Origin of the sequence: Janthinobacterium sp. J1-1 (genome assembly GCF_030944405.1) — a bacterium.
GTDB lineage: Bacteria > Pseudomonadota > Gammaproteobacteria > Burkholderiales > Burkholderiaceae_D > Janthinobacterium.
The window spans coordinates 116,538-142,770 of the sequence record NZ_CP132340.1; the positions used below are offsets into that span (position 1 = coordinate 116,538).

Annotated in this window: 29 protein-coding genes; 25 read left to right on the plus strand and 4 right to left on the minus strand. The window is 59.9% G+C overall.

Features of this window, described 5'->3' with window-relative positions:
* Nucleotides 1-131 precede the first annotated feature (131 nt).
* The gene (locus tag Q8L25_RS31120; protein ID WP_308925951.1) at nucleotides 132-638 is read left to right on the plus strand and encodes a molybdopterin-dependent oxidoreductase; all 507 of its coding nucleotides are present in this window, start codon (nucleotides 132-134) and stop codon (nucleotides 636-638) included.
* On the plus strand, nucleotides 635-2,503 hold the full coding sequence (locus Q8L25_RS31125) for a hybrid sensor histidine kinase/response regulator (RefSeq protein WP_308925952.1): 1,869 nt from the start codon (nucleotides 635-637) through the stop codon (nucleotides 2,501-2,503). The genes Q8L25_RS31120 and Q8L25_RS31125 overlap by 4 nt, the downstream gene beginning before the upstream one ends.
* A gap of 146 nt (nucleotides 2,504-2,649) precedes the next feature.
* On the opposite strand, the gene Q8L25_RS31130 is transcribed toward Q8L25_RS31125, so the two are convergent.
* Nucleotides 2,650-3,498, minus strand: coding sequence for a helix-turn-helix domain-containing protein (locus Q8L25_RS31130; protein ID WP_308925837.1), 849 nt, complete (start codon nucleotides 3,496-3,498; stop codon nucleotides 2,650-2,652).
* 251 nt (nucleotides 3,499-3,749) lie between these two features.
* Between Q8L25_RS31130 and Q8L25_RS31135 the strand changes: the two genes are divergently transcribed.
* The gene (locus Q8L25_RS31135) at nucleotides 3,750-5,009 is read left to right on the plus strand and encodes a DUF1173 domain-containing protein (RefSeq protein WP_308925838.1); all 1,260 of its coding nucleotides are present in this window, start codon (nucleotides 3,750-3,752) and stop codon (nucleotides 5,007-5,009) included.
* On the opposite strand, the gene Q8L25_RS31795 is transcribed toward Q8L25_RS31135, so the two are convergent.
* From Q8L25_RS31795 to Q8L25_RS31145, 3 genes are read right to left on the minus strand one after another with little or no spacing between them, the layout of a single operon-like run.
* Entirely contained in the window at nucleotides 4,976-5,293 is a 318-nt protein-coding gene (locus Q8L25_RS31795; RefSeq protein WP_374694335.1) for a restriction endonuclease, read from the minus strand. The genes Q8L25_RS31135 and Q8L25_RS31795 overlap by 34 nt on opposite strands.
* Complete coding sequence (locus Q8L25_RS31140) at nucleotides 5,179-5,760, minus strand: restriction endonuclease (RefSeq protein ID WP_308925839.1); 582 nt, start codon at nucleotides 5,758-5,760, stop codon at nucleotides 5,179-5,181. The genes Q8L25_RS31795 and Q8L25_RS31140 overlap by 115 nt, the downstream gene beginning before the upstream one ends.
* A 9-nt stretch (nucleotides 5,761-5,769) precedes the next feature.
* On the minus strand, nucleotides 5,770-6,201 hold the full coding sequence (locus Q8L25_RS31145; protein WP_308925840.1) for a hypothetical protein: 432 nt from the start codon (nucleotides 6,199-6,201) through the stop codon (nucleotides 5,770-5,772).
* A gap of 211 nt (nucleotides 6,202-6,412) precedes the next feature.
* Here Q8L25_RS31145 and Q8L25_RS31150 point away from each other — a divergent pair, with 211 nt between their 5' ends.
* From Q8L25_RS31150 to Q8L25_RS31255, 22 genes are read left to right on the plus strand one after another with little or no spacing between them, the layout of a single operon-like run.
* Nucleotides 6,413-6,907, plus strand: a complete 495-nt coding sequence (locus Q8L25_RS31150; RefSeq protein WP_308925841.1) for a lytic transglycosylase domain-containing protein — start codon at nucleotides 6,413-6,415, stop codon at nucleotides 6,905-6,907.
* Complete coding sequence (locus tag Q8L25_RS31155) at nucleotides 6,871-7,470, plus strand: hypothetical protein (RefSeq protein ID WP_308925842.1); 600 nt, start codon at nucleotides 6,871-6,873, stop codon at nucleotides 7,468-7,470. Before Q8L25_RS31150 ends, Q8L25_RS31155 begins: the two co-directional genes overlap by 37 nt.
* A complete protein-coding gene (traA, locus tag Q8L25_RS31160; RefSeq protein ID WP_308925843.1) occupies nucleotides 7,467-7,787 on the plus strand; it encodes a TraA family conjugative transfer protein in 321 nt (106 codons plus the stop codon). The genes Q8L25_RS31155 and traA overlap by 4 nt, the downstream gene beginning before the upstream one ends.
* A gap of 9 nt (nucleotides 7,788-7,796) precedes the next feature.
* The gene (gene traL / locus Q8L25_RS31165; RefSeq protein WP_308925844.1) at nucleotides 7,797-8,081 is read left to right on the plus strand and encodes a type IV conjugative transfer system protein TraL; all 285 of its coding nucleotides are present in this window, start codon (nucleotides 7,797-7,799) and stop codon (nucleotides 8,079-8,081) included.
* Between the two features lie 2 nt (nucleotides 8,082-8,083).
* The gene (locus tag Q8L25_RS31170) at nucleotides 8,084-8,665 is read left to right on the plus strand and encodes a TraE/TraK family type IV conjugative transfer system protein (RefSeq protein WP_308925845.1); all 582 of its coding nucleotides are present in this window, start codon (nucleotides 8,084-8,086) and stop codon (nucleotides 8,663-8,665) included.
* Nucleotides 8,637-9,377, plus strand: coding sequence for a type-F conjugative transfer system secretin TraK (locus Q8L25_RS31175; RefSeq protein ID WP_308925846.1), 741 nt, complete (start codon nucleotides 8,637-8,639; stop codon nucleotides 9,375-9,377). Before Q8L25_RS31170 ends, Q8L25_RS31175 begins: the two co-directional genes overlap by 29 nt.
* On the plus strand, nucleotides 9,370-10,665 hold the full coding sequence (locus Q8L25_RS31180; protein ID WP_308925847.1) for a TrbI/VirB10 family protein: 1,296 nt from the start codon (nucleotides 9,370-9,372) through the stop codon (nucleotides 10,663-10,665). Before Q8L25_RS31175 ends, Q8L25_RS31180 begins: the two co-directional genes overlap by 8 nt.
* Nucleotides 10,643-11,539 carry a DsbC family protein gene (locus Q8L25_RS31185; RefSeq protein ID WP_308925848.1) on the plus strand — a complete coding sequence of 299 codons (897 nt, stop codon included), beginning with the start codon at nucleotides 10,643-10,645 and terminating at the stop codon, nucleotides 11,537-11,539. The genes Q8L25_RS31180 and Q8L25_RS31185 overlap by 23 nt, the downstream gene beginning before the upstream one ends.
* Nucleotides 11,540-11,549: 10 nt before the next feature.
* Entirely contained in the window at nucleotides 11,550-12,128 is a 579-nt protein-coding gene (locus tag Q8L25_RS31190; RefSeq protein ID WP_308925849.1) for a TraV family lipoprotein, read from the plus strand.
* The gene (gene traC, locus Q8L25_RS31195; RefSeq protein WP_308925850.1) at nucleotides 12,125-14,725 is read left to right on the plus strand and encodes a type IV secretion system protein TraC; all 2,601 of its coding nucleotides are present in this window, start codon (nucleotides 12,125-12,127) and stop codon (nucleotides 14,723-14,725) included. The genes Q8L25_RS31190 and traC overlap by 4 nt, the downstream gene beginning before the upstream one ends.
* Nucleotides 14,722-15,108, plus strand: coding sequence for a hypothetical protein (locus Q8L25_RS31200; RefSeq protein WP_308925851.1), 387 nt, complete (start codon nucleotides 14,722-14,724; stop codon nucleotides 15,106-15,108). The genes traC and Q8L25_RS31200 overlap by 4 nt, the downstream gene beginning before the upstream one ends.
* 7 nt (nucleotides 15,109-15,115) lie before the next feature.
* On the plus strand, nucleotides 15,116-15,634 hold the full coding sequence (locus tag Q8L25_RS31205; RefSeq protein ID WP_308925852.1) for a S26 family signal peptidase: 519 nt from the start codon (nucleotides 15,116-15,118) through the stop codon (nucleotides 15,632-15,634).
* Complete coding sequence (gene traW, locus Q8L25_RS31210; protein WP_308925853.1) at nucleotides 15,621-16,253, plus strand: type-F conjugative transfer system protein TraW; 633 nt, start codon at nucleotides 15,621-15,623, stop codon at nucleotides 16,251-16,253. Before Q8L25_RS31205 ends, traW begins: the two co-directional genes overlap by 14 nt.
* On the plus strand, nucleotides 16,237-17,271 hold the full coding sequence (gene traU, locus Q8L25_RS31215; RefSeq protein WP_308925854.1) for a conjugal transfer pilus assembly protein TraU: 1,035 nt from the start codon (nucleotides 16,237-16,239) through the stop codon (nucleotides 17,269-17,271). The genes traW and traU overlap by 17 nt, the downstream gene beginning before the upstream one ends.
* 22 nt (nucleotides 17,272-17,293) lie before the next feature.
* A complete protein-coding gene (gene trbC / locus Q8L25_RS31220) occupies nucleotides 17,294-17,986 on the plus strand; it encodes a type-F conjugative transfer system pilin assembly protein TrbC (RefSeq protein ID WP_308925855.1) in 693 nt (230 codons plus the stop codon).
* The gene (locus Q8L25_RS31225; RefSeq protein WP_308925856.1) at nucleotides 17,983-18,969 is read left to right on the plus strand and encodes a hypothetical protein; all 987 of its coding nucleotides are present in this window, start codon (nucleotides 17,983-17,985) and stop codon (nucleotides 18,967-18,969) included. The genes trbC and Q8L25_RS31225 overlap by 4 nt, the downstream gene beginning before the upstream one ends.
* Nucleotides 18,970-18,977: 8 nt before the next feature.
* Nucleotides 18,978-20,060, plus strand: coding sequence for a conjugal transfer protein TraN (locus Q8L25_RS31230; RefSeq protein WP_308925857.1), 1,083 nt, complete (start codon nucleotides 18,978-18,980; stop codon nucleotides 20,058-20,060).
* A 9-nt stretch (nucleotides 20,061-20,069) separates the two neighbouring features.
* Nucleotides 20,070-20,432 (plus strand): hypothetical protein, encoded by a 363-nt coding sequence (locus Q8L25_RS31235; protein ID WP_308925858.1) that lies wholly within the window; start codon nucleotides 20,070-20,072, stop codon nucleotides 20,430-20,432.
* Complete coding sequence (locus tag Q8L25_RS31240; RefSeq protein WP_308925859.1) at nucleotides 20,429-21,217, plus strand: conjugal transfer protein TraF; 789 nt, start codon at nucleotides 20,429-20,431, stop codon at nucleotides 21,215-21,217. Before Q8L25_RS31235 ends, Q8L25_RS31240 begins: the two co-directional genes overlap by 4 nt.
* A 1-nt stretch (nucleotide 21,218) precedes the next feature.
* Nucleotides 21,219-22,616 carry a conjugal transfer protein TraH gene (locus tag Q8L25_RS31245; RefSeq protein WP_308925860.1) on the plus strand — a complete coding sequence of 466 codons (1,398 nt, stop codon included), beginning with the start codon at nucleotides 21,219-21,221 and terminating at the stop codon, nucleotides 22,614-22,616.
* Nucleotides 22,617-22,628: 12 nt separating this feature from the next.
* Nucleotides 22,629-25,550, plus strand: coding sequence for a conjugal transfer protein TraG N-terminal domain-containing protein (locus Q8L25_RS31250; protein ID WP_308925861.1), 2,922 nt, complete (start codon nucleotides 22,629-22,631; stop codon nucleotides 25,548-25,550).
* A complete protein-coding gene (locus Q8L25_RS31255; RefSeq protein WP_308925862.1) occupies nucleotides 25,547-25,882 on the plus strand; it encodes a hypothetical protein in 336 nt (111 codons plus the stop codon). Before Q8L25_RS31250 ends, Q8L25_RS31255 begins: the two co-directional genes overlap by 4 nt.
* The last annotated feature ends 351 nt before the right edge of the window (nucleotides 25,883-26,233 follow it).

The window sequence follows — 26,233 nt, forward strand, 5'->3', positions numbered from 1 at the left end:
TGGCTTAACCTAGCTCATGCAAACACCTCAGAAACTATTGTTACCCATCTCAATATGGTACTTTTGGAACCGACGTTATTGCTATTAATGCTAAGTTACTTTTATTGCAATGCATAATCAAAGGTGACTAGATGGGCATGATCTTCAGCTTCCTGGGTGGTCTGTATTTGGCAGCCGGAATAATCACTGCCACTGCCGGCGCCGGCGCCGAGCACATGGTGACGCTTGAAGTCGTCGGCAACATCAGGAACTTCAGCGATCCTGCCAGGCGCCTGTTCCAGTTGACGCCGACGCAGTTCCACGCCTTGCCACAATATTCCATCACTACGGCGACATCGTGGACTCCGGTGGTCACCTTCTCGGGCGTGAAGATGGAGGATTTGATGCAAGCGGCCGGGGCCCAGGGAAGTTACGCAATGGTATATGCGCTGGACGATTACTCAGTGCGCATACCGGTGTCAGATTTCAGAAAATATGGCGTTATCATTGCACGATACATGAATGGCCAGCCCCTGCTGCGCAACGGTTTTGGGCCATACTTCATCATTTATCCGAGGGACAAGTATCCTCATGAGTTGAGCACCCCTACGGCCGAAGCCAAATTTATCTGGCAGGTTAACCGAATTGAGTTTAAATGATTGCGCTGATCCGTGAAAATTGGGCCAAGTTTGTCGTGTTTTTGGCCATTAGCATCGTTGCCACCGGAATAATCGGCTATTACAGCTATGCACTGCTTGTATCGCCGACACAGTTCATTGCAACCGCAGGGCCAAAAGAGGGCTATTACTGGACCGTCGCCCAGTACCAGATCCATTTCGAGCGGCTCGACAACCAGATCGTGCGCTTCGCTTCGGGCTTGGATACGAACGTCGACACGCTCAAGCTGCGTCAGCAGGTCCTGCAGTCGAAATACCAAATCCTGGCCAGCGAGTCCACCTTGACCGCCTTTTTCGTCAACAGTGTCCCGCTGTACCGGGAATCGGTCGACAAGCTCGGCATGTTCATGGCTGACGCCGATGCCGATATCGATCTGCTCCGTACCCGGCCCGCCACAGTCAGCAAACTTGTTGGACGCTTCGACGAAATCCGCGACACCGTCAGCACGCTCTCGAACGCCGTTCGGTTTGCAGAGATGAAGCAACGCGAAGCGACGCTGGCCGACTTCACCGATAAGCGCAGCAAGCTGTATGCGTTGGTTATGGTGTTGTGGATTATGTTTCTCGTCGGCGCAGGACTGCTCATGTTGAACTTCTATCGTTCCAAGAAACTGACGCTGCAAAATGAGGCCTCCTTGCTGGCGGAGCGGCGAGCAGAGGAGGCGCTTGCCGAAGCTGTCTTCACGAAAAACACCATCCTCGGTACCCTCAGCCACGAATTGAAGACGCCCTTGCAGACGATCATGTCCTCGATCGACCTGTTGGTCAAGCGCATGAAAAATGAGCGGGATATCGTCGTGGTCAACCGGCTCTTGGCAGCGGCCGAGCGACTGGAGGCGCAAATGGAAGACTTGACCGATTACGCGAGGCTCGGCGCCGGCAAGTTGGCGCTGCGGCGCATCGAGTTCGATCCAGGCGATTTGCTGGACAGGGTGGTCAACGAGTTTCAGGAGGTGGCACAACGCAAGAACCTTGACCTCGTCATACGGCGCAAGCGAAGTGTATCGTTGGTTGCATCTGATGCGCGCCGCATCGAACAGATCGCGGCCAATTTAATCACCAACGCCATCAAGTACACTCCAAGCGGTCGCATTCAGGTTTCGCTCGACATCATCGACGGCGCGCAGCCGCTGTTACGCCTGATGGTCGAAGACACGGGACCTGGTATCAGTGAGGAAAAGCTGCCTACGCTATTTGAACCGTTTACTCAGCTCGACCAGAGCAGGACCCGCAAGTACGACGGTGCCGGCATGGGCCTGGCCATCGTCCGCCGCCTGGTCGAGCTTTTCGGCGGTCGGATCGACGTGCAATCGATGCCCGGCCGCGGTACCCGCTTCGCGGTGCAGTTACCGGTGGAGGTGCTGGCAAACGATGCCGGCACCGCCCCACAGGTTCAGAATGAGGCGCCGGCACGACAACGGATACTATTGGTCGACGACAATGCGGAGGTACGCATCTCGATGCAGGAAATCCTTTCCGAAATCGGCTACGTGGCGGATGTGGCGGACAGCGGCAACGTCGCCCTGCAGAAGCTGGCCACACACGCTTACGACGCCATCTTGTTGGACATCAGCATGCCGGGCATGGATGGGTTCGAGGTCGCGGCAACCGTCAGGGCCTCGCCTGGCGACAATCAAGCGATTCCAATCGTCGCCCTCAGCGCGTATTCACCTGATGCCGGAACGCCGGTGCAATGGGTGCATTTTACGGCCCATGTCGCGAAGCCTGTTCGCCTTGCCACGCTACGCCAGATCATGGCTGAGGTTCTCATCATCGACAATACTAACGAACCAGGCAGTGAGGTTCATACCGCTTGCAAGCAAGCGAACAGGGCGCGTTTTTGCTAATCAATGCCTTGACTTGGTGATGTGGCTGCTTGTTCCCCGGGTAAGCATCGCCGATGGAGGTCCGTGACACCATCTCTGCCTTGCAGAAACTGGAAATGCTGCAATGGCCCGCCATCTCAACCTGACCTTGGCCTCCACTGGCGTCGTCATACGCCCAAGGTTTTTTGAAGCTCTGCGGCAAAGGTCGCCATCCTGATCGGTTTTTCCTTCCACTGCACGCCAAATTGCTTGATCACCCTGGCGGCCTCTGATTCGTCAACCAAGCCGGTGACTATTTCGCCGGTCAGCAAGTAGACTGGGACCTCTTGGCTCGTGGAGGTTCGGATCTTGCGGATCAGGTTCTCAGCGGTCCGCTCGCCCAATATCCAGTCAATGATGTAGCCGTCGAAGTCTCTCTCTTCCATGGCGCGTTCAAGCGAGACCGGGGTGTAAAAGGCGAAGGCCTGGAAACCGCTGTCATTGAGGAATTCGCACAGGTTATCCGCGAAACCCGCTTCATCATCGACGATCGCCACGGTGGGCGCCGACGGCTGCCTCACTTCCAGCTCCAGCTTGTTTACCCGGTATCGCGGCCGATTATCTGTGAGCCGCGTGGCCTCCATCACTGACCAATTATCGCCGTCGCGCAGCGCTACAAAATCAACCCTGGCATTTGCTCCCAGTGGCTCGCCGACCCAGACCAGGCAGGGATACTGCATGCACTCCTGGCCAAGCGTTACCGTGGCCCGATGGGCCACGCCGCTGTTGCTGTCTTCTCCCCCTCCCAGCCCGATGACGGATAAGGATTCACCGAAATAATCGGCGACGATCTGCAGTTGGCCGATCGTCCAGTCGACTCCGCCATTCAGCTTCCGATGTGCCTGCGAGTAGCTCAGGTTCAGGATTTCCGCCAACTTCCTGCTTTGCTGGCGATCACTCACCCCGCTGCGAAACATCAACCCCTTCACTGCCGTCAGGATTGAATTTGAATTATCCGGCTGCTCGCTCAGGTGCATTTTTTTCTCGATGTAGTGGAACGCGTGGCCTGTTAATTTCGCGCGCGAAATCTCCGTATGCCCAACTTTCCGCAAATTGTAGCAACTGAGAATATTTTTTCACATCCAATATTTTCATATTTGGCAACCCTTCTACCAATTTCCATAAAATGCTAACAATAGTAAAATAGTATGCATAGGACGCTAGTATTACATCCTTTTGCTGAACAAAAGAAACATTTCCAAGTGAATATTTTGATTGGGAGGCTGGCATGACGACCTACCGTATTGGAGAGGAGCTGATTGAAAAGGGTTCGAACCAGCTCGAAAGGATGCTCGCCGCGATTCATGGCAGCAGGATACGCCCTGTCTGCCTATGCCGTCCCGCAGGAATTGAGATGTATGTCGTACGCCTCGAGGGACGGTATTTCATCAAACGTATGCCCAATACCGGCGGCGATCATGATCCAAGCTGCGCGTCCTACGAACCGCCAGCTGAGTTATCCGGCCTCGGGCAAGTCCTGGGTACGGCGATTGTCGAAAATCCTGACATCGGCACGACCACTCTGAAGCTTCAGTTCTCCCTGACCAAGGCAAGCGGGCGCGCCGCGCCCACGCCAGGGGAGGGCGCGAGCGACAGTGTGAGAACCGACGGCACCAGGCTCTCGATTCGCGCGTTGTTGCACTTCCTTTGGGACCAGGCGGGCTTTCAGAAATGGTCGCCGGCGATGCACGGAAAACGCAACTGGAGCGTGTTGAGAAAGTATCTCCTCCAGGCATCCCGGCACAAGAACACCAAGGGCAGCGAGTTGGCGGATCTCCTGTATATTCCTGAGCCTTTCTCGCTTGAGCGGAAAGAAGGAATTGCCCAGCGCCGTACTGCCCAGCTGTCGCGGATCGCCGAAGGCCACGGCCAGACTGGCGCCCGCAAGCTCATGGTGCTGATCGCCGAGGTCAAGGAACTGGCGCCGTCCCGCAACGGCTACAAGCTGATCGCCAAACATCTCAGCGATTTTCACTTTCTGATGAACCCTGATCTGCATAAGCGACTAGTCAAGCGGTTCGACCTGGAGATAAGCTTGTCGGCCAGTATTGAAGGTACCCATCTCGTTGCGATTGCCACCTTTGGCGTCAACAAGGCCGGCGTAGCCTCGATCGAGGAAATGGGCCTCATGGTGACTACGGACAGCTGGATTCCATTTGAGAGCTTGCCGGAAAAAAATCTCATTGATAAATTGTCGCGTGATGAAAGGCGCTTCATCAAGGGTCTACGCTACAATCTGGCGGACACGCGCCCACTGGCCGCGGCGGTGCTGACCGACACGCATGTGCCCACGGTAATGTACATACACCCGCCGGGGGCAGGGGAGGAGTATGCCATCGCGCTGGCGGAACTGGTCGACGGCAGCAAGACAGCCTCGTGGATCTGGCATCCCGATCAGGAGGAAATGCCGCCTTTGCCGCAGGTGGAAACGGCAAACGCTTTCGCGCGCGAAAGTCACAAGGGACGTGTGCCGCAGCAAACTGGGTAGTTCGCACAGCCCAGGAACTGCCGCCCTGCGGATCTGCCGCTCCTGGCGCTGCGGCGGATCATGATCACACCACAGTTCGGGCAACCATCTGTGTTTTCCGGTGCTACCGGTGCGCCTGACGCCAGGACCGGCGAGACAGGCAAAGAGAAACCCGGCGAGTGACGCATTCTCAGCAGCTCAAAGCCGTCGACCAGAACAATACCGGCGTGCGATGCAAACGACCTGGCTTCCTTGGTGAACGCGCCGCAAGTGACAATGACACCGCCGTCGGCGCCGTGCACCACCCCAGCTCACGCACCACACTCACGCTCACCTGCCTCGCATGCCACTGCTTGCACTGCACTAGCAGCGTTCGCCCCGCTTTGCGCACAATGACGTCGACGCCGCCATCCGCCCCCGCGCCTCCAACGCGAGAGGCGGTATAACCGTATTGCTCGAACAGGCACCGCACCGCCATCTCCAATTCATCCCACCGCATGGCGCGCAGCGTCCCGATCGACGCCATCTTGCGTACCAGGCGACGCTCGCGTGAGGCACGCCAAATCGCCACCGGCAGTGGCAGCAGAAACTTAGCGGCCAGCCATGGCGCCGCCGTCACTGCGAGCCGGGATAGCGGCGCAAGCAGGGGAAGGTCCCGCAAGGAGTAGGGCACAAGCAGCCGGAGAAGCAGATAAACGCTGCCGGTGAGGCACAGAATGGCCCAAGGTCCGCACCGGCAGCACAGTTTGAAGAGGGCGAACTGACCGCGCATGACGTCCCCTTAGCGCCGATCCGAACGGGAAGGGCGGCGACGCGCCACCATGCTGGCCACTGCCAGCAGTGCGTGGGCACCGGGCACGGCCATCAGCCCGCCCAACATCAGAACACCATCAACCCACACGAGCCAGCTGCCGCGTTCAAACGCAGTGACCGGGACCAGGATCGGCACAAGCAGCGCGATGGCGACAGCGCCGATGGCGGTCCACACGTACACCTTGCTCAAGCTCGAAAGAACCTTGCGTGGTGCTTGCCCCCCGCAACATTTCCGGCTGTGCTCCCACGTGCCAGCGGTTATCGCCAGCAGCGACGCCCACACGAACCCGGGCATGCCGTTCAGCCCGGTGTACAGCAATCCCGCCGCGCCAGTCACGGCAGCCAGCATGGCGTCCGATCGCACTACATCGTGGGTTGTAATCATCAGCTCGTTGTGCATACCACCTCCGCATGAAAAAAAATGGGCTTTTCAAGACATGGCAACAATACTTGAGGACATTTATTTTCTTTTAATGCAATTTAATTGGCTAGATTAATAGCTTTTTGATGATTTTACTTCCTTGACATGCAATCTTCTTTGACTAAACTGGCTTTAAATGCATGTTTTAACAAAATTTCATTTATTTAGCTTTTTGCCATGGTGATCGCAGATGCGCCAGTCCCCCACCACATGCCACCGCGCCAAGGTTCGCAGCGCCGCCGCTGCGGGCGCTGCGGTTACCGTCGCGATGCTTCTTGCTGTGCACACACTGGCAGACGCTTCGCCCATCCCGTCCCAGTGTTTCGCGCAGGCAAGCGAGCGTTTCAGGCTGACTAGTCCGGATGTACTCCGCGCCATTGCGCAGCAGGAGTCGTCTGGCCGCTGCATCGCGCGCCACCCTGCCAACGCCGACGGCAGCTACGACATCGGCTGCATGGGCATCAACAGCAGCTGGCTACCCACGTTGCAAAAGAAGTTTGGTCTGAGCGAGCAAGACCTGTACGCCCCTTGCATCAACGTCCACGTCGGGGCTTGGATTTTCGCCAAAAACGTCCGCCAGTACGGCGATTCATGGCAAGCGCTCGGTGCCTACAACGCGAAAAGCGAATACAAACGGATTGAATACGCATGGAAAATTTACAAACATCTTTCCCCCGCACGCTAACGCTGTGCGCGCTGCTGCACCTGGCCGGCTGCGGGAGCATACCCGTTGCGATGACCGAAACGGCGCCGGTACCAAAGCCGACGATGCTCGGCATCACCCAGGTTGGGAGCGGGCAGGCGACCCGCTACGTCTACTGCGACATCGGAAGCTGCCCGGCCCCCACCGAAAAAACACTGGCAAGCGCGCCCCCGCTCGCGCCGGTAGCGATGGCAACCATGCCAGCTGAGGTCGACATCGCCTTCCCATTCAATTCGTCGCACGTCAGCGACGGCGACCGAAGCGTACTGGAGCGGGCTGCCACCGCCCATCCAGGAGCCAGTGTCGAGATTACCGCCCGCTCAGATTTTGTGGGGCCGCCCGTCAGCCAGCAGAAGGTGATCGCGGCGCGCGCCAAAGCGATGCGCAGCATCGTCGCGCCCCAGACCCAGGACGCCCAGTTCATCGAGCGTCACGAGGTAGCCGGCCCGCAACGGGTTGCCCAGGCCGAACAGGCAACGCAGCGGCGCGGATCGGTGCGTTTCAACCCTTCCATCGATGTGCAACCGAAAGGAATCTCAAAGTGAACGCTACTCTCCAATCCTCCACCCTTTCCCGTAAAACGCTGGTCATCGCCACAATGCTCCTGATGGTGATCATGGCACTGATGGCCACCGCTCATGCGGGCGTCACCGGTGTCGAGTTCCAGCCCACCTATGACCTGATCATCGGCTGGGCCAAGGGCTACCTGGGCAAGATCTTCGCGGTAGCAGCCTTCCTGATCGGCGCTGGCTTCTCTGCGGCGCGCCAGAATCCGATGCCAGCCATCTTCGGCCTGGTCCTGGCACTGATCATCGGCTTCGGCCCGTCGCTGATCGAGTCCATCCTGACCGCCACCGTCTAAGGGGCCACCATGGACTTCGCCATCCCCTCGAAACACGACGAGCCGCCCAAAATGCTGTGGTGGGACTTTGACCAGGCCACGATTTTCATGCTCTTCGTGGTGTTTGGCATCCTGTCCGGCTTTCTGTTCCTGGGGGTGGTGATCGGTGTCTGGACCGCTCGCTGGTACAGCAAGAAAAAGGCCGGCAAGCACCGCTACTACGTGGTGCACATCCTGTACTGGTACCTGCCGAGCCAGATCATCTTCCCGTTCCCGCCTCTGCCGCCATCCTCCATCCGCGAATTCATAGGCTAACCATGGACAAGAATTCCTACCTCGGGCAGCTCGAAGTCGAGCAAAAGAAAAACCGCGACCTGCGCTGGCTGCTCGGCGGAGCCATCTTCGTGATCCTGGTGATGGCGAGCACTATCCGCGCGCAGACGGGGGAAACCAAAACGGCGTTCGTCCCGCCCGAGATTACCAGACCGTTCTGGATCAGCAGCGAGGACGCCTCGCAGTCCTACTACGAGGACCTGGCCCAGTTCATCAACGGCCTGTCGCTGAACGTCACGCCCGAGACAGTGAAACGGGCGTGCCAGCAGTACCTGACCTACGTGCTCGACAAGGACCGCGACGCGTACAGGAAAAAATGCGATCTGCAAGAGGCCAGGGTCAAGCGCGACGGCTCTACTTCCATGTTTTCGGTGAAGGAAATCAATACTGACATGAAGAACCGGCGCGTCGCCATTGGCGGCGACCTGGTCACGATCATCGCCGGCAAACCTTTCCCTCCGCGCCGCCAGACCTACGTGATCGACTTCGTGCATTCCGGGGGCCGTTTCTATATCACAAACCACCATGAGGCTGACAATGCTGATCCCTTTGCTGAGAAAAAATAGCCGCAGCACGCTTTCCTCGGCGGCACTGGCGATAGCCCTGTCCGGTACCGCCGGCGCTGTCGGCGCCGTCCAGATCGTCGAAGGCGGCGACGGTAGCACCATCTATGCAAAGCTGTCGAAGCAGGAAATGACGCGGCTCTCAGTCGAGCACGGCCGGATCGCCTCGCTGCGTGTGCGCGAGGGTGAACTGGGCATCGACGCCGACGAAGACACGGGACAGGTCTTCCTGACCGTACCCGACGGCGCCAGCAAACCGATAAATGGATTCCTGGTCACTGACAACGGCAACACCTACACGCTCGTGCTGCAGATCGTCGACTCGCCGGCGGACTCCATTATCGTCAAGCAACCAAAGGCGCGGGCTGCGCAGACACGCAACGACTTCCAGTCCACCAGCTACGACAAGGCCATCAGGCGCCTCGTCACGCTGATGGCGAACGACGAACTGCCAGACGATGTCCAGGTCAAGCAGTCCGGCCGCAAGCTCGACCTGTGGCAAGAAGCTTCCATGACACTGGAGACGCAGTACTTCATTGGCGACATGGTCGGGGAGCGCTACACCATTGCCAACGTGTCGCAGGCCGCCATGGTGTTGGACGAGCGCGAGTTCTACCGCAAGGGGGTCAGCGTCGTCGCCTTGGATCAGCTCAATCTCGCGCCTGGCGCGTCGACCCGCCTCTACGTGGTGAGGGAGAAGGCCCAAAATGAATGAAATCTCCCCGACCAACCGTGCTCGGCGCAAGCAGTACCTGCTGCTGGCCGGCGTCCTCATCGGCATCATGTCCATCGCCTCGGTGGGCGTGTATTTCACTTCCGACTCAGCACCCGCGTCAGGGGTGACGCGCAAATCCGACATCAAGACCAAAAGCTACATCGCCCCCGGAGAAAAGGTCGACCCGCAGGACGCATGGCGGGGCGTGTCCGATTCGCGCCTCACCACCATGGAGGCCAAGCTCACCGCCCTGGAGAATGAGAATCGAATTCTCAACTCCCGACTTTCCGGCGGCGCAGCAGCAGCAGCAGCAGCAGCTGGCGGCAAGTCGCCCGAACAGATGAGCGACACCGATCTCGATCGGCGCCTGGCCGAATACGAAAAAAGTGTCGACAAGCCCAAATCGAGCTACCCTGGCGGAACCCCTTCCGCGCCGGTGGCCGGCCAGGCCCCGGCGCGTGCACCGCAGCCTGGCATCGGCCAACCAGCGCCGTCGCCAAGTCCCAAGAGCGCTGCGCCAGGCGCCAGGCGCGACGCGCAGCCCTTTACCGGCGGGATCTTGACCGTGAAAATGGCACGCCCGGTGGACGCCTCAAAAGGTGGCCCGACGACCACCTCGTCCGCTCCAGACCAGAAGCGCCACGTACGCACCGCGCAAAACTACCTGCCTGCCGGCATGTTCGGTCACGCCAAGCTGCTCTCCGGCCTCGACGCGCCGACCGGCGGGCAGGCGCAGTCGAATCCCCATCCAGTGCTGCTGCAACTGATGGACCCGGCCATTTTGCCCAACCAATATCGCTATGACTGGGCAAAGTGCCTGATCGTCGGCGCCGGTTACGGCGAACTCAGCAGCGAACGCGCCTATATCCGTACCGAGTCGCTGTCCTGCGTGTCGAAGGATGGCATGGTTCTCGATGTTCCCATCAAGGGTTTCATCGCCGGCGAGGATGGCAAGGCCGGCATGCGCGGACGGCTGGTCAGCAAACAGGGACAGGTGCTGGGCAACGCCCTGCTCGCCGGCGTGGTATCGGGCATTGGTACTGGACTGGAACGCTCTTCGACGATCCAGTCCGTCTCGCCACTCGGATCGACAAGCACCATCAAGTCAGGCCAGGAGTTCCAGTCCGGCATTGGCGCAGGGGTCGGACGTGCGCTCGACCGCCTCGCCAACTACTACATCCAGCTGGCCGAAAAAATGTTCCCGGTAATCGAGATCGACGCGGACAGGTCCGTCGATGTCGTTCTCACACAAGGAGTCACTGTCGATGTCGAATCCAAACCAGAATAGTTTTCGCGCGCGAAAGCAGCTGATCGCGCCCTCCCTGTCCGCCATCGGCGTGATCATCGCGGGCATCGTCGCTGCCAATTCGGTGACCGCCGCAGAACCATCCTCCATACTTGCCAAGCAGGAGCTTGCGACCTCGCTTGCGCCCGCTTTGGCGTCCCCTATCACTGATCCCGCAGCGCCGTCGGCACCATCAACGGCAGGCGACCCAGCGACAGTCTCCCTGCGCCAGACGTTGACCCGCCTCTATCCCCACACCCGATTCGGCGATATCCAGCGCTCCGCCATCCCTGGCATATGGGAAGTGTGGATGGGTAATAACGTCGCCTACGTCAACGATGAGGGCCGGCACTTCATCTTCGGCCACCTCTACGACATGCAGACACAGACCGACCTGACGGCGGCAAAGAAAGAGCAGGCCAGTGTGCAGGCGGAGAGCGCTCGGCCCCGGATCAAGTTCGCCGACCTGCCGCTCGGCGACGCCATCAAGGCCGTTCGCGGCAACGGCCAGCGCAAGATGGCCGTATTCTCCGATCCCCACTGTCCGTACTGCCGCCAGCTGGAGCTGGAGCTGGCCAAGCTCGACAACGTCACGATCTATACCTTCCTGTACCCGATCGAGTCACTGCATCCGCAGGCCGCTTCGGTGGCGCAGTCGATCTGGTGTGCGAAGGACAAGAGCGCCGCATGGCGGCAGTACATGACAACCGGCAAAAAGCCCAAGGTCATCCGCTGCGACACACCGATCAACCGCAACGTCGCACTGGCCAACAGCGCCGGCATTTTCGGCACGCCATACCTGCTCTTCGCCAACGGCACTCAGGCGCCCGGCGCCATGCCGGCAGCCGCCCTCGAGCAACGACTGTCCAGCAACTAAGGAGGACACCATGATCGTACGCCTTGCCCTATCCATTGTCAGCGCCGCCGCGCTGACCGGCTGTATCTCGATGTCGGGGCTGACTGACAGCACAAAATTCGCCTGTAAGGCCCCCGCCGGCACCACCTGTACTTCCGTGAGCGGCGTGTACGCCAACTCATCGCTGAACAATGGACCCGCGCGGCCGGTCTCGCAACAGGTCGATACCAGCGGCCTGCCATCGTCCGCAGGCGCAACCGCGTTCCCTGTGCTCGCCGCCGGAATGCCTATCCGCAGCCAGCCGCGCATGCTCCGGATCTGGATGGCGCCATGGCGCGACGAGGACGACACGCTGCATGATCAGGCCTACATGTACGTGATGGTCGATCCAGGGCAGTGGCTTGTCGAGCGCAGCCGCGACGCCACGGTGCAAAAAACCATGACACGCCTGCAACCGCTCGGCAAGCCGCGCATTGCCGCAGCGGCGTCCAGTCAACCCGAACAGGCTGCAGCCGGAGAACAGCTGGCCAACGTCCGCAACAACGCGCAGGTGCAGCAGTCCGCCCGTGAGGCCGCTGTGGTGCCAGGCGCCCCGGAGGATGTGAAATGAAAATGAATACCGCCCTCAAAACCTTGTTCAGCCCGCTGCGCGATATGTTCAGCTCTCAGGAAGAGCAGCCCTACCAGCCGACGCCGCTGCGCGCCATGCGCGAGATCACCAACACCGAGAGCTTTCGTTCCATTCTGCCGCATTGCGCGTACGACGAGGTCGATGGCTTGTTCGTGCTCGACACCGGCGAGCGCGATCCGAAAGGGCGCAGCGACGCGCTGGGCATGGTAATTGAGCTCACGCCGCAGACCGGCGCCACAGAGGAGATGATCAACGTGCTCGCACCCATCATCGCAGGTGCGCCCGGCGGCACGTTCATGCAGTTCAGCCTATACGGCGGCTCACGCATCATCGACCGCATGAAGCTGTTCGCGCTGCTGCGCGACACCGATGCGCTCGAATCGCAAAGTGACGGCGAGCGGCGCAGCAAAGGACTGTTTCGCGCCATGGCGCGCCGCCGCATCGATTACTACCTGCGCGGCACCGCCAAACGCCTTGTTCCGCACATTCCATTTCTGGTGCGTGACTTCCGACTGGTGCTCTCCATCTCGCGCCACTGCGACCCGCGCGACCTGAAGATGATCGAGGAGTTAATGCGGATGCGCGACGGCGTCCACGCAACGCTCAAGGCTGCAAGCTTCGACTGTTGGAACTGGAGTCCGACCGATCTGATCAACTGGTGCTACGAGCTCACCAATCCAAACAAACTGCTGACGCGCTCGGCGCACTACAAGAAGACCTACGATCCCGGGCGCCTGATCCGGCATCAGATCGTTGACCAGGACACGGTCTGCACCCCAACCAACGACGGCAAGTCGCTACGATACGGCTTGCCTGGCGAGGCCAGTGAGGTCCATAGCCGGCTATACAGTGTCACGGGGTACCCGAAGGACTTCCCGTTATGGGGCATGGGTAACCTCATCGGCGACTACTACCATGGGCAGCTCGGCTATCCATGCCCGTTTGTCATCACCATGGGCATCCTGGTACTGGAGCAGGCCGACCACAAAAATGTCGCCCAGATCAAGGGAGCGCGCGCCACCACCAACGCCAGCTCGCAGATGGCGCGCTTCCTTCCGGAGTTTCAGGACAAGAAACGCGACTGGGACACGGTCAACCGTTCGTACGCCGCCGGCATGGGTGAGGTCGACATGTATCACCAGGTATTGCTGATGGCGCCCCCGGCTGAGATCGAGGCTGCCGAAACCGCCACCCGTTCGATCTGGCGCTCGCGCGGCTTCAACCTGGTGCCGATGCAATACATGCAGGTGCCGGGCATCCTGACCTCGCTCCCGCTGGGCTTTACGCCCACCATGCAGAAGTTCTACAAGCGCAAGGGACTCAGCTGCCGCAAGACCAGCCTCAACGCCGTCAATCTGGCGCCCCTGATCGCCGAATGGAAGGGAACCGCAACGCCTGTGCTGAATCTGATCGGGCGGCGCGGTCAGCTCATGAGCATCGACCTGTTCGACAACAAAGGTGGCAACTACAACTTTTCTTGCGCGGCTTCGTCCGGGTCCGGCAAATCTGTCCTGGCCAACGAGATCGCCTCGTCCTATCTCGGCGTGGGTGCCAAGATCTTCATCATCGATGTCGGCCGCAGCTACGAGAAGATTTGCCGCCGTTACGACGGGGAGTACATCGAATTCGTCAAGCGGCCTGACTTCCGTATCTGCGTCAACCCCTTCGACAACATCGTCGACATCATTGAAGACATGGAAATGATCAAGCCGCTGGTGGCGCAGATGGCCTCGCCCTCCGGCACGCTGACCGACCACGACCGTTCGCTCATCGAGATTGCGATCATCGAAAAATGGGCAGAAATGGGCAATCTGATGGAGATCACCGACGTTGCCGAGGCGTTAAAGAAGTGCAAGGACCGCAACGCCCGACGGTTGGGCGACCAGCTGTTCCCCTATACGCGTGAAGGCATGTACGGCATGTACTTCACCGGCAAGAGCAATGTCGATTTTAGCAAAGACCTGGTAGTCCTGGAACTGGAGGAGCTCAATTCCAAGAAGGACCTGCAGAGCGTCATCCTGTTCATCATGATGTTCCGCATCACCCAGGCGATGTACCACGACCGCCGCGATCGCAAAAAGATCTGCATCATCGACGAGGCTTGGGATCTGATGGACGGCGCCAACTCCGGCAAGTTCATTGAGGTGGGCTACCGCCGCGCCCGGAAGTACGGCGGCGCGTTCGGCACGTTGACACAATCGGTGATGGACTACTACAAGAACCCGGCGTCCCAAGCGGCGCTGGAAAACTCCGACTGGTTGTTCCTGCTCAAACAGAAAAAGGAATCGATCGAGCAACTCGACCGCGGCGGAAAGCTCAAGCTCGATGAAGCCACCAAGCGCGTGCTGCTGTCGGTGAAAACCGAGCAGGGCCTGTATTCGGAGATCTACATCAATTCGCCCATGGGCGCCGGCATCGGCCGCCTGATCGTCGATCCGTTTACCTTGCTTGCCTATAGCACCGACCCGATCGACTGGAATGCGATCCAGCAATATCGCGATCAGGGTCTCGACGTCACGGACGCGATCAACGCCGTCCTGCAGGAGCGCGAGGAACGTGCGGGGAGCCCGGCATGACCTCTGTCCGTACTGACTTATTACCGTCCCCTTGGGCGATCGCAGGCCTGTGCCTGGCGTCGGGCGTGATTGTCGCCATCGCGTTCATGACTTTGCCGCGGCTCAAGCACCAGAGCCACGAGCGCTTCGCCGTGGTCGACCTGGCATCGGTGGTGCGCGCTCACCAGCAGAAGGCAGTCGCGTTGTTGGCCGCCAAGGGTGCAGAGCAATCCGCCAGGACAGCCGTACTGGCCCAGACCCACGACTTCGGCCAGCAGCTTGACCACAGGGTACGCGAATTGAGCGATGAGTGCGGTTGCGTACTGCTGATGCGGGAAGCCGTCGTGGCCGGAGATCTGGAGGATCTGACGCCGGCGCTTATTTCCCGGTTGGACAGAAAGTGAGGAGCATATGCGTATATCTTCTATTCCCCAATGGCGCTATGTCGTGCATGTCTTGGGCATGCACGCCCGGCGTCGCTGGTGGCTGTACGGGATAGCCGCCGCAGCCTTCGCCTGGTGCGACACCCACTATCGCGTTGCGCTCAACATGTCAAACAGCATGCCGCAGTCCATGTATCTCGTCGTGCTGGGATCGCAGCCGACCGGCGTCGGGGATTTCGTCGCCTTTGAATGGCAGCGCGACCAGTTCTACCGGCGCGACTGGACCTTCATCAAACGCGTGGCCGGCGTGCCTGGCCAGGCAGTGACCGTCAGCGGCCGCAACGTCTATATCGACGGCAAATCTGTCGGGCATGCAAAAACGGTGAGCAGCCACGGCGTCCCGCTCGATCCGATCCCACCGGGCGTCATCCCCCCCGGCTACATCTATGCCACCGCCACCCATCCGGACAGTCTCGACAGCCGATACAGCGTTACCGGCCTGATCCAGTCGTCCCGCATTATCGGGAAAGCTTATGCGATTTTCTGACACGCTCGTTTTCGTCGCTGTCGTGGCCTTTGCCGTCGCCTTGCCACACGCTAGCGCAGTCGACTACGGCAAGATCGGCACTACCTACGAGATCACCGAAGCCGATATGCTGGAGTGGATCGAACAGCGCGTAACCGCAAAGGTGGCCAGTGGCGAAGCGCTGCGCTACCAGCAGCAACAGGCAGAAAAGATCAAGCGCAAGCTGCTCAACCCGGAGCCGCTGCGCAGCGTCACGCACGCTGCCAGAAACCGCACGCAGTATTACGACCCGACCTTCACGGTGGAGGAGAACATTGTCAACGAGCGCGGCCAGATCCTCGTTGCCGCGGGTACCACAATCAATCCGCTGAACCGAATCGGCTTGTCCCGGCCTCTGGTGTTCTTCGACGCCCGCGACAAGAACCAAGTTGCCTTCGCCAAGCGCTTTCTCGACTCGCGCGCAGGCCTCGCCAAGCCGATCCTGGTGGGCGGCAGCTACTTCGAGCTGATGAAAAAGTGGGACACCCCCGTCTACTTCGATCAACAAGGTGCACTCATCCGGAAACTGGGCATCCAGCACGTGCCGGCAATCGTGTCGCAGGAAGGCATAAGGTTAAGAATCGATGAAATCGCTCTTTAAACTGCTGGCCTTGTTGATGGTTGTGCTCTGCGCATGCCATCCCGCCCTCGCCGCCTCCAACGTTACCTGCACCGGCAAGTTCATGAACCCGATCACGGACATCTGCTGGTCATGCATTTTTCCCATCAGCATCGGCAGCACTACGATCCTGCAGATGGGCCAGGAAGACATCGAGAACGTCGGCACGCCGGTCTGCTCTTGCGGTCCCCCGCCCCTTGGCAAGGTCGGCATCAGCATCGGCTTCTGGGAGCCTGTCAGGCAGGTCGACGTCACGCGCACGCCATGGTGTTTCACCTCTCTCGGTGGCGTCACCATCGGCGCCGACATCGCGCCCAGTCCGTCCGTGGGGCAGGGCAACCGTGCACGCCGTTCTTCCAATACCTCTCTCTATCAGGCGCACTGGTACGTCAATCCGGTGTTGTACTGGCTCGAAGTCCTGTCTGAGACCAGCTGCCTGGAACATGGCGGCCTCGACATCGCCTACGTCTCGGAACTCGATCCCTCCTGGAACGACGACGATTTGGCCGTCATCCTCAGTCCGGACGTATTCCTCTTCGCAAACCCCGCCGCGCAGGCTGCCTGCGCCGCCGACTGCGTCGCCGCCACTGCGGGATTCCCGCTATCGCCAATGCACTGGTGTGGCGGTTGTCAGGGTTCGATGTTCCCGCTCAACGGCCATGTGCAGTCCCACGTTGGCGGAGTGCAAGCTTCATCCCTGATCATGCAGCGCTACGCCATGAAACTGCACCGTGAATTCCTCGCATTCGCCGGCAACGGTACTGCCGGCTGGTGCGGCTTGTACCCGGCGCCGGTACTCGACAAGCGCATCTACAAGTATTCAATGCTGTATCCGAGCGCCCAGGGCAAGGGACCTGACGGTCGTTGCTGCCAGCCGATGGGGCGCACCACGCATGTATGGAGCGCGGGCAAGGAGTACCCAATCAAGGGCGAAGATTTCGCATACATGATGTATCGCAAGCGCAACTGCTGCGAACGTATTTACGGCTGGATCAAATAGACCCCAACCGCTGGAGGAGATCATGAATAAAGCAGTGCAACCTTCACGCGCGAAAGCCGCGCTCCTGCTGGTGATCTGCACCTGCATGGTGACGCAAGCGCAGCAGTTGCCGAGCGATACCGCGATCGCGCGTGAATCCGTCAAGCAAGCGCCACGCACGGAGGCTGCCATTTCCAAAGCAGAACGCCAGGCGCGGCAGTTGCGGATGCCGGTACCGGACGTCGGCCGCCCTCCTGTCCTGTCCGTCCCGGATCCGGCGGCTATCGCCAAGCGCTACCAATCCGATCAGCGCCCTGATGCTGGCCTGTTCGTGCTCGTGTCGTTGACGATGCCACCGGGCTCGCTCGACCGCCTCGCGGCACAGGCGGGCAAGGCCGGCGCCACCCTTGTGTTACGGGGCATGCTCGGTGGCTCGTTTAAAAAGACCACGGAGTTAATTGCCGACATCATTCGCAAGCATCCAGGGACCCAGTTTCATATCGACCCCACGCTGTTCCGGCGGTTCAACGTCGTTCAAGTACCCACCTTCGTGCTGACTGTGCGTCCGGAGGACAACCAGACCTGCGGCCGTGACTGCGATGCCAACAATACATTCGCGCGGGTGGCTGGCGACGTATCGCTCGACTACGCTCTGGAGCACCTGAGCAAACAGGGTGACCAGCGCTTCGCGCACCTGGCCGGAGAGCGGCTCAAGCAGATCCGGGGGCAGCTGTGAAGTGCCCATTCAAGTTGCTATTACTTATCCTGCACGCAGGTGCCGGCTCGGCACTGGCCCAGACAACGCAATCCCAGGCGTTCAACGACGGCAAGTCGTATAAACCCGCCAACACAGACATCAAGAATGGTATCAACTCCGGTGCAATGGCCCATGTTCCGGGTCAGGATACGGACACGACGAACGGCCTGGCAGGTTTATACGGTACGAATCTGACAGCACCCGGTCAGGAAAAGATCGCGGCCTGCGCCGCTTACGTGCCCGGCAGCGACGCCTATAAAAATGCCGAATGCGAAACCGTCAACTACGTGGTCGGCACTCCGAGCACCAAGCCACACTACACCATCGACAAGCTCAATGATCCACTCATCATCGAGAGCAACAATGTTCGCAACACCGCCCAATCCCACACAGCCGGTATGTCCGGATTGAGCGGCAACTATACAGGGTGCATCAACCAGACCACCAATCAGCCTGAACGATATGATACGGAGCGTTGCCAGGTTGGCCGTCCCGTCACCGAGAACCAGTGCAGTGCCACACTAACGGTCACCTATACTTGGCAACGCCTCGCCGGCCAGGCCGGCGCCGACCTGCGCTATGGTTATTGCGACGCTGGCCAGGTGCGCGGAGACAGACTCAGCATCCCCTACGCGAACGCCTACCGCACCGAGGCGGAACCATGCTTAGCCAACGGCCATGGCACCGGCGTCGAAACCAAGATATGGTACCGGGACTGCTCAGGGAACGAGGTCCGGCACGGCTATGACGCCTCGGCCTGTAGCGCACCGCCGACGCCGGCTGTCTCCGATCCATCTCGTCAGCCGATCCGCTCGTGCACGGACGCACCGCGCACCAACGCGAACTGCTTCACGCCGGATGGCACCTTCAGGATACACGTGCACGTCCCCGTTTTTCAGGACCACTGGGACAACAGCGCATGCGCCGAATTGGATGGCAACGGTGCCGTGATTGTCAACTAGGAGCCAGCATGCGTACATTTCTCTTCCTGGCCGCCCTGCTCTGCTCTGTCGAAGCGCTCGCAGCAAAGTCCTGCGGCATCATCAGCCAGGCGTGCAGCTCCGGGCCGGCCACTGTCATGATTGATGGCATGGAAGTCGTCAGACCCTGCTGGGAGCGCACCACCCGGTACGCCTGTATTGAGGACAGCATGTCGACTACATGCGGTTCGGCGATCACCAAGGGCTGCACCGTTGCCAGCACCGCCTGCGACCAGGGCGTAACCATCAACGGCGTGTTCCAGTGCATCACCGAACGCAGGGAATACGCCTGCAAGGTGGCCTCCGCCACCAGCAACACGGTCGCCAACTGCGGCGGCCAACAGTTCTGCATCGAAGGCAACTGCTTCGACACTGGCACCGTGCCCGATCCGGACTTCGCCAAGGCAGTGACTGGCCTGGAGATCGCACGCGAAGCTGGCGTATACGTGGATGAGTCTACCTTTCAGGTCTTCAAAGGCCAGGATAACCGATGCTCCAAGAGCGTTCTGAAAAACTGCTGCAAGGGCGCTTCCTCGCCCACCAACGGACTCACCAACCTGGCCATCGCCGGCGGCAGCGCCTATGCGTTCGACGTACTCGCTGGTGGCGGCATGAAATCAACACTCGTCATCGGCGGTTTCGATCCAACTTCGTTTGCGCTCGCTATCGCGGTCATGGTGGTCCAGCAAATGCTGACCTGCGAAAGCGACGAGGTGCTGGTGGCAGTCAAGCGCGACCACCGCCTGTGCCACTACGTAGGCGAATACTGCTCGAAGAAAATCAACCTGCTGTTCGCGAAAATCTGCGTACAGCACAAGGAGACTTATTGCTGCTTCAACAGCAAGCTCTCCAGGATCATCAACGATACTGCGCGTGTCCAGCTGCCCGGCGTGAGCTGGGGTACACCGCAGTCGCCATCCTGCCAGGGCATCACCATCGCACAGTTTCAGAGCATGGACTTGTCCACCGTTGATTTCAGCGATTTTTACGCCGACATCGTCCCCAAGGGGCCGAACCAGAGCGAAGTCCTGGACCGCGCGGCGGACAAGGTCAAATCCTACTTCGGCCATTAGGAGCCCGTCATGAAACGCGTACTGCCTCTCATCCTGCTGGCGGCATCGCTCTCTGCCTACGCCCAGGAAACCAAAACCCCGCCCCAGCTGGTGCGCCAGGCCCTTGACGATGGGCGCGCCGCCGGTACGGTTGGCGGCCCCGTCGCCGAGGAAACCCGCCGCCGCCTCAATGCGACCGGTACCCTGCAACTGGTGGTACAGCGCCTCTACCTGTTCCAGCAGCCCGATTGCGGGCGCGTCCAGCTCGATTTCACTCAGGACGCCGCGCTGCTTCCCGGCACCGCCATGCCAGCCCCCTATCGATGGTCGACCCTGATGAACATCTGTGCCGACGGCTATCCACCATCCACGTTGACACGGAGAAGCAAATGAAGATCTTGGTAATAATGCTGCTACTGGCGCCGGCAGCGGCACGCGCCGCCGACGCGCCGCCGACCGCGCAGTCCTACTGGGGATCGTCCTCGTGGTCCGATCCGGATCGCGGCTTCCTGTGGTACGCGCCGCCCAGGCCGCACAAGACCGAAGAGATGCCTGTCAAGCCCAAAAATAAGTCCTACGCACAGATGACCAACAAGGAACTGGGCAAGGAAATCGAGCGCCTCCTGGATGTGGCGGTAGAGCAGCAGAGTCCCGAGGCGGTCAAGCAGTACCTGTTCCTGCAGCAGTACGCGATGGATCGCGCCAGCCGGTTCTCTGACGTATTCCGCAGGACCGTGTGGACGACGCCCGAACTTGACTACAGCCTGCGCAGTCGGCCAACCAACGCCATGGCGATCGCCTCCTACGACGCGCAACGCGATGGCAGGCGCACCGCAGCATCGGAACAGTTGGCTCAGACCCATGGGCTGTTTTTCTATTTCCGTGGCAACTGCACCTATTGCCACCAACTGGCGCCGATTCTACGCATGTACCAGCGCAACTCCGGCATCGAGATCTTCCCTGTCTCGCTCGACGGCGGCACCCTTGCCGAGTTCCCCAATGCAAAGCTGGACAATGGCTCGGCCGCCAACCTGAACGTCTCCACCGTGCCGGCCGTGTTCGTGGCCGACAAGCGCTCCGGCAAAGTTCAACCGGTCGGCTACGGCCTGATGTCGCTGCAGGAGATCATGGAACGCGTCTACGTCCTCACTTCCACCCAGCCTGGTCAGGAGTATTGATATGATCGCCAAGAAAGTCATCGCCTGGGCCGTGGCCGCAGCGATTCTGAGCCAAGCGGCCAACGCTGGCGACAACGGCATGCAGCAGCTGTTTGACGACATGGGCGCCTTCGGCAATGTCACCGGCCCCGGCGCCTACCGGGCCCAGAGGATGAATGTCGTCACCGGCGGCAACCTCTTCATGCGCACGCCACAGCGCAACTACAACCCGGGCAGCGCCACCTTGCCCAGCCTGAAGATGGGCTGCGGCGGCATCGACCTTTATGCCGGGTCATTCTCGTTCATTTCCAAGTCGGAGCTCGTGAGCATGATGAAGAACATCGGCTCCAGCGCGGTTTCGTACGCCTTCAAGCTGGCACTCGATTCGATCAGCCCGCAGATCAACAAGACCCTGACCGAGCTGCAGCAGACCGCCCAGGACCTCAATGCCATGAACATCAATTCCTGCGAGGCAGGCGAGGCCGTGGCACGGGGCGTGGCAGGGGACTGGCAGCGTTCCGCACAGTATTTCGCCAAGGTAACGGCGCCGGTTACCGGGCTGTTCACCGACCACAGCGAGGCGCGGGAGGCTGTCCAGGGTGATAACGCCAAGGTCAATGCCGCCATCTCCGCCGTGACCGATCCCGCCACCAGGGAACAGGTCCAGCCCGGCAATATCGCCTGGCGTGCGCTGTCGCGGCTGGCCGGTCTGGACGTCGACGACCGCAAGATTTTAATGGCCCTGTCGGGTACCACTATAATTTCTTCAGACCAAACATCTACCGTTGCTCCGTTGTACAAGGAGCCCAAGGCCATTACCATCCAACAGTTCATCCGCGGCAACCAGAATGGCAAGCTACCCGTCTACGGCTGCGTCGACAGTACCACGCCGGAAGGCTGCCTTGTGCTTTCCGATGATGAACTGGCAGTAACGGCTTTCGCGCAGAAGGTGGAGGCGAAACTGCTGGCGATCGCCGACAAATTCAAGAACAACATCGCGCTTACCACCGACGAGATCGCCTTCATCAATATCACTGGTTTGCCGGTCTACAAGGCGCTGGCCGTATCGACGGCCGCGCCCAACGTGGGCCTCGACACGATCTGGATCGGCAAGTACGCCGACCTCATCGCTGCCGAATACGCGTACCAATACATCGTCCAGGCAACGCATCAGATCAAGCAAGCCTATTCCCAGGCCTCATCTGGTGCCCCGGCCGTCGCAAGCGATGACATGAAGACCATGGCAGCCAACGTCGACCGCTTGCGCACGGACGCCCGCGAGGAGGTGCGACTGGCCTACTCCAAGGTCGAATCGGTCAACAGGATCGCCGAGGAAGTGATTTACATGGAGCGCAATCTCATGGCGAGCCTGCCCGCCAATCTAGCCGGCAACCTGCGCTTCGCCTCCGCCGGAAAATAACGGGAGCTAGCAATGGCCAGTTTCGATGTATACGCCTATTTCAATGTCGACCAGCTGGCCACGCTGATGGATGGCATTGCGGCCATCACAGCCAGCGGCGACTTCCTCGATGTGTTCCGGCTAGTGGCCATGCTCGCCTTTCTCGTCTTCATCGCGGGCATGGCAACGGGCAAGTCGCAGGATCCTATCGAGTTCTTCAGATGGCTGCTGCTGATCGTCATGATCCACTCCTTGCTATTGATCCCCAAAGCCGACGTGATCCTGATCGACAGAACCGGCACCTCTCCGCCCACGGTGCGATCGAATGTACCCATCGGTCTTGCCTTCTTCGCCTCGGTCACCTCGCACGTGGGCGACACGCTGACGCGCACGTTCGAGACAGTCTTCGCGCTGCCCAACGACCTGCAATTTCAAAAGAACGGCATCATGTTCGGCAATACCGTACTGGTCGACACGCTGCAGACGGTGCCAACCAATACGTCGTTCAGGGACGACCTGATCTCGTTCATCAACAGCTGCACCTATTACGACATCATCAACGGCCGCATTTCACAAGATGTTTTCGCGCGCACGGATGACGCCTGGTCCATGATGTCCAATACCTCCAATACGCTCAGCGCGCGGATGTCGACTTCACCGACAGGCAGCATGGTATGCGCCACCGCCTATAGCGACCTCACCACTCGCTGGAGTAGCGAGATCACCCAAACCATGCAGACGCGCGGCCGCGTACTCAATCCCCATGCGATCGACAACCTGGCGGCCGGCGCCGCCCTGAGTTCCCAGATCACCAGCACCTACACCCAGCTGACCAATATCGCCAAATCGGCCACCGACATGCTGCGCCAGAACATGACGCTCAACTCAGTACGCGACTCTCAGATGGTTTCGGCACAGCATCTGGACGCCCCAAGCGCCGCGATCGTGGCCGCCGCGCAGTCGCAGGCCGAGATGACGGCCAACACGAATTATCTCACCATGGCGCGTGTGGCTGAAAGGGCGGCGCCCGTCATCCGCAACCTGATCGAGCTCATTTGCTATGCCGTGTTTCCTTTGGTGATACTGTTGCTGGTCGTCGCTGGCGAGCACGCCGGCAAAATACTCAAGGCGTACGTGATGTCGCTGGTGTGGGTTCAGCTGATCCCGCCTTTATACGCGATCCTCAACTTCGCCATGACGACTGCCTCCCGCTCTACGCTGGTGGGCATCGCCGAGTCAACGACAACGTCAGCCGCCGTCAACCTGGTCAACATTGGCCAAATGAGTCAGCGCGGCCTGTCCGAGTCTGCGCTGGCCGGCTATCTGACTCTGTGTCTGCCGCTGATCGCATATGCCCTGGTCAAAGGCGGTGACATCGGCGGCTCGGCCCTGTTCAACGCCGCGATGAGTCCGTCGAAAGGCGCTGTAGACGCCTCGGCTAGCAGCATTGGTGTCGGCAACATCAGCCAGGGAAATGTCTCCCTCGATACAACCAGCAGCAACAACGTCAACGCCAATCATTATGATACGGCTCCTTCCATGGCGTCAGGATTCAGCCGGGTCAGCGGCGCTGCTGGAACCTCCATCTTTGGCCAGAATGGTGAGTTCCGCTTCCAGGGTAACCAGAGTACGCTGGGCCTGAGCGCAAACTTCGGCCAGAAGATTGGCAACGCCCTCAACAGCGAAGCAGGCCAGCGCGAAGAATCGGCGATCCGCGAGACGGCCGCCGCGACACAAATGCGTACTGCAGCGCTGATCGAGCGTATGGGTATTGTCAAGGCTTTCTCCGACCAGCACGGGACCCACAACCTGCAAGACGCCTCCCGCGCAACTCGCTCCGGTACCGCCGTCTCTGAACTGCAGCAGATCGCTGAAAACGTGAATAAAAAGCTCGGCTTGTCCGCCAGCAGCTTAGTCGGGCAGCGTATTGTCGGGACGCTGGCCGCCGGCGGCAAGGCATCGGTGGAAGCAACGATTGGCGGCGGACTGGCCTCCATTCTCCCTGTATCAGGTAAGGCGTCCATCAGCGCCGAGACCAGCATTAACAATCAGAAGATCGACGACGCCAGCAAACAGAAAGCATTCGATGCGGCCGTGGGCTATGCCAGAGATCAGCTGCATAGCCGCAATGTAACAACCGAGCATGCCCTCTCTTCGGACTTCCGCACCTCCGAGGCCTACCTATGGGGCAAGCAGAACCGCAGCGAGTCGGTCAAAGGAGAGGAGGCGGCGCTCACCAGCGCGACCCAGCACACGCGCAATGCCGAATCGGCGCGTTCCCAGGCGTTCTCCCTATCGCAGCAGGCGAGCACCGTGCAGGAGCAATGGCTGCACTCGTCCATGGACTACACCGGTTATCTGGCGGACCGTTTGCACCAGGACGGCAAGCTCGACGCGTTCAATATGTTGTACCAGACCAACCCAGACCAGGCCGCACGCATGGCGGCCGCTTACCTGGCCGAGACCAACTTCGACGCCATGCCGACACCGGCGCGAGTTTCGACCAATCTGCAGGATGTCCAGGATCGCTCTCCGGTCTTGTCCGGCAAGACAATCGAGGGCGAACATCGGCGCCATGACACCAAGGCAAGCGACGGCACCGCTTCGGCGTACCGCAAACACCAAGCTGCGGCAAAGGCCCAAGGCTACCAGCAGGGCGATGTGGCAAACGAGGTAGAAGCGAAGGTAGAGGCGGCAGTGGACGCGAACATGCAAATAATAGGACGCCAGCAAGACGATATCGTGCGGGCCAATGAGAAAGGTAAAAGTGAAGTCGCTGGCCAGTTGCGGCGCGACGCTCAGATCCCGGGCTTGAGAGGGCCAAATCAGCCGCCTGGCGTCGGCAGTGTCGCCGATCAGCAGGACAATGTGTACCGTGATTTGTTCAGGCCGTCAGACCAAAAAAAACCTCAGCCAAAACCACATAACGAGAAACAAGGAGACGATAAGCCATGAATGAGCTTGGTTTGATGTGCATTGGCGTGCTGCTTGCGCTCGCATGCATGGGAGCAATCCGCTGGATAGACCATGTCGAAACGCAGCGCCGGCGCATGCATGCCGATGCGGTCTTGCGCCAGCATGGCTTGAATGCCGAACAATATATTGCCTCCGCTGGCGAACATGACTTCGAATTGATTTTGGCGCTCGATGAAATCAGCGGATGTGGGCACATCGTGCTCGATGCGAAAGGTGACGTGGTCGGGGCGTTGTGTCAGGCCGTTCAAACCAAGCGCTATTTGAAAGTCGTGACTGACCGATACTACGATGACTTTCGCGCACGCCACTAAACACGTGAGCATTGAGCAAATCCCACTTTCCCCGGCAGACCAGGTGCGGTACCTGCATACACTGATCGAGCGCTTGCCTGTACCGCAAACGCGAGCGCTGCTGCAGGCGGCCAGGTGGCAAGTCACTGAGCGAACCAGCCATCACCCCATGGTGCTCGGCTCGGTGCGCGACATTCTGGCAGGACAGGACGGGCAATCCGTACGGCAATGGCGTACCCCTCACTCGTTAGCTTTGGCCAGGATCGAAAATGCCAAGCCGAAGCCATGAGCAGCTCGCGGCCAGCGGAGCGGCCTGGTTGAAGCGGAACGGTTTTCTGGTGGTAGCGAGCAACCGGTCCGCACTCGGATGCC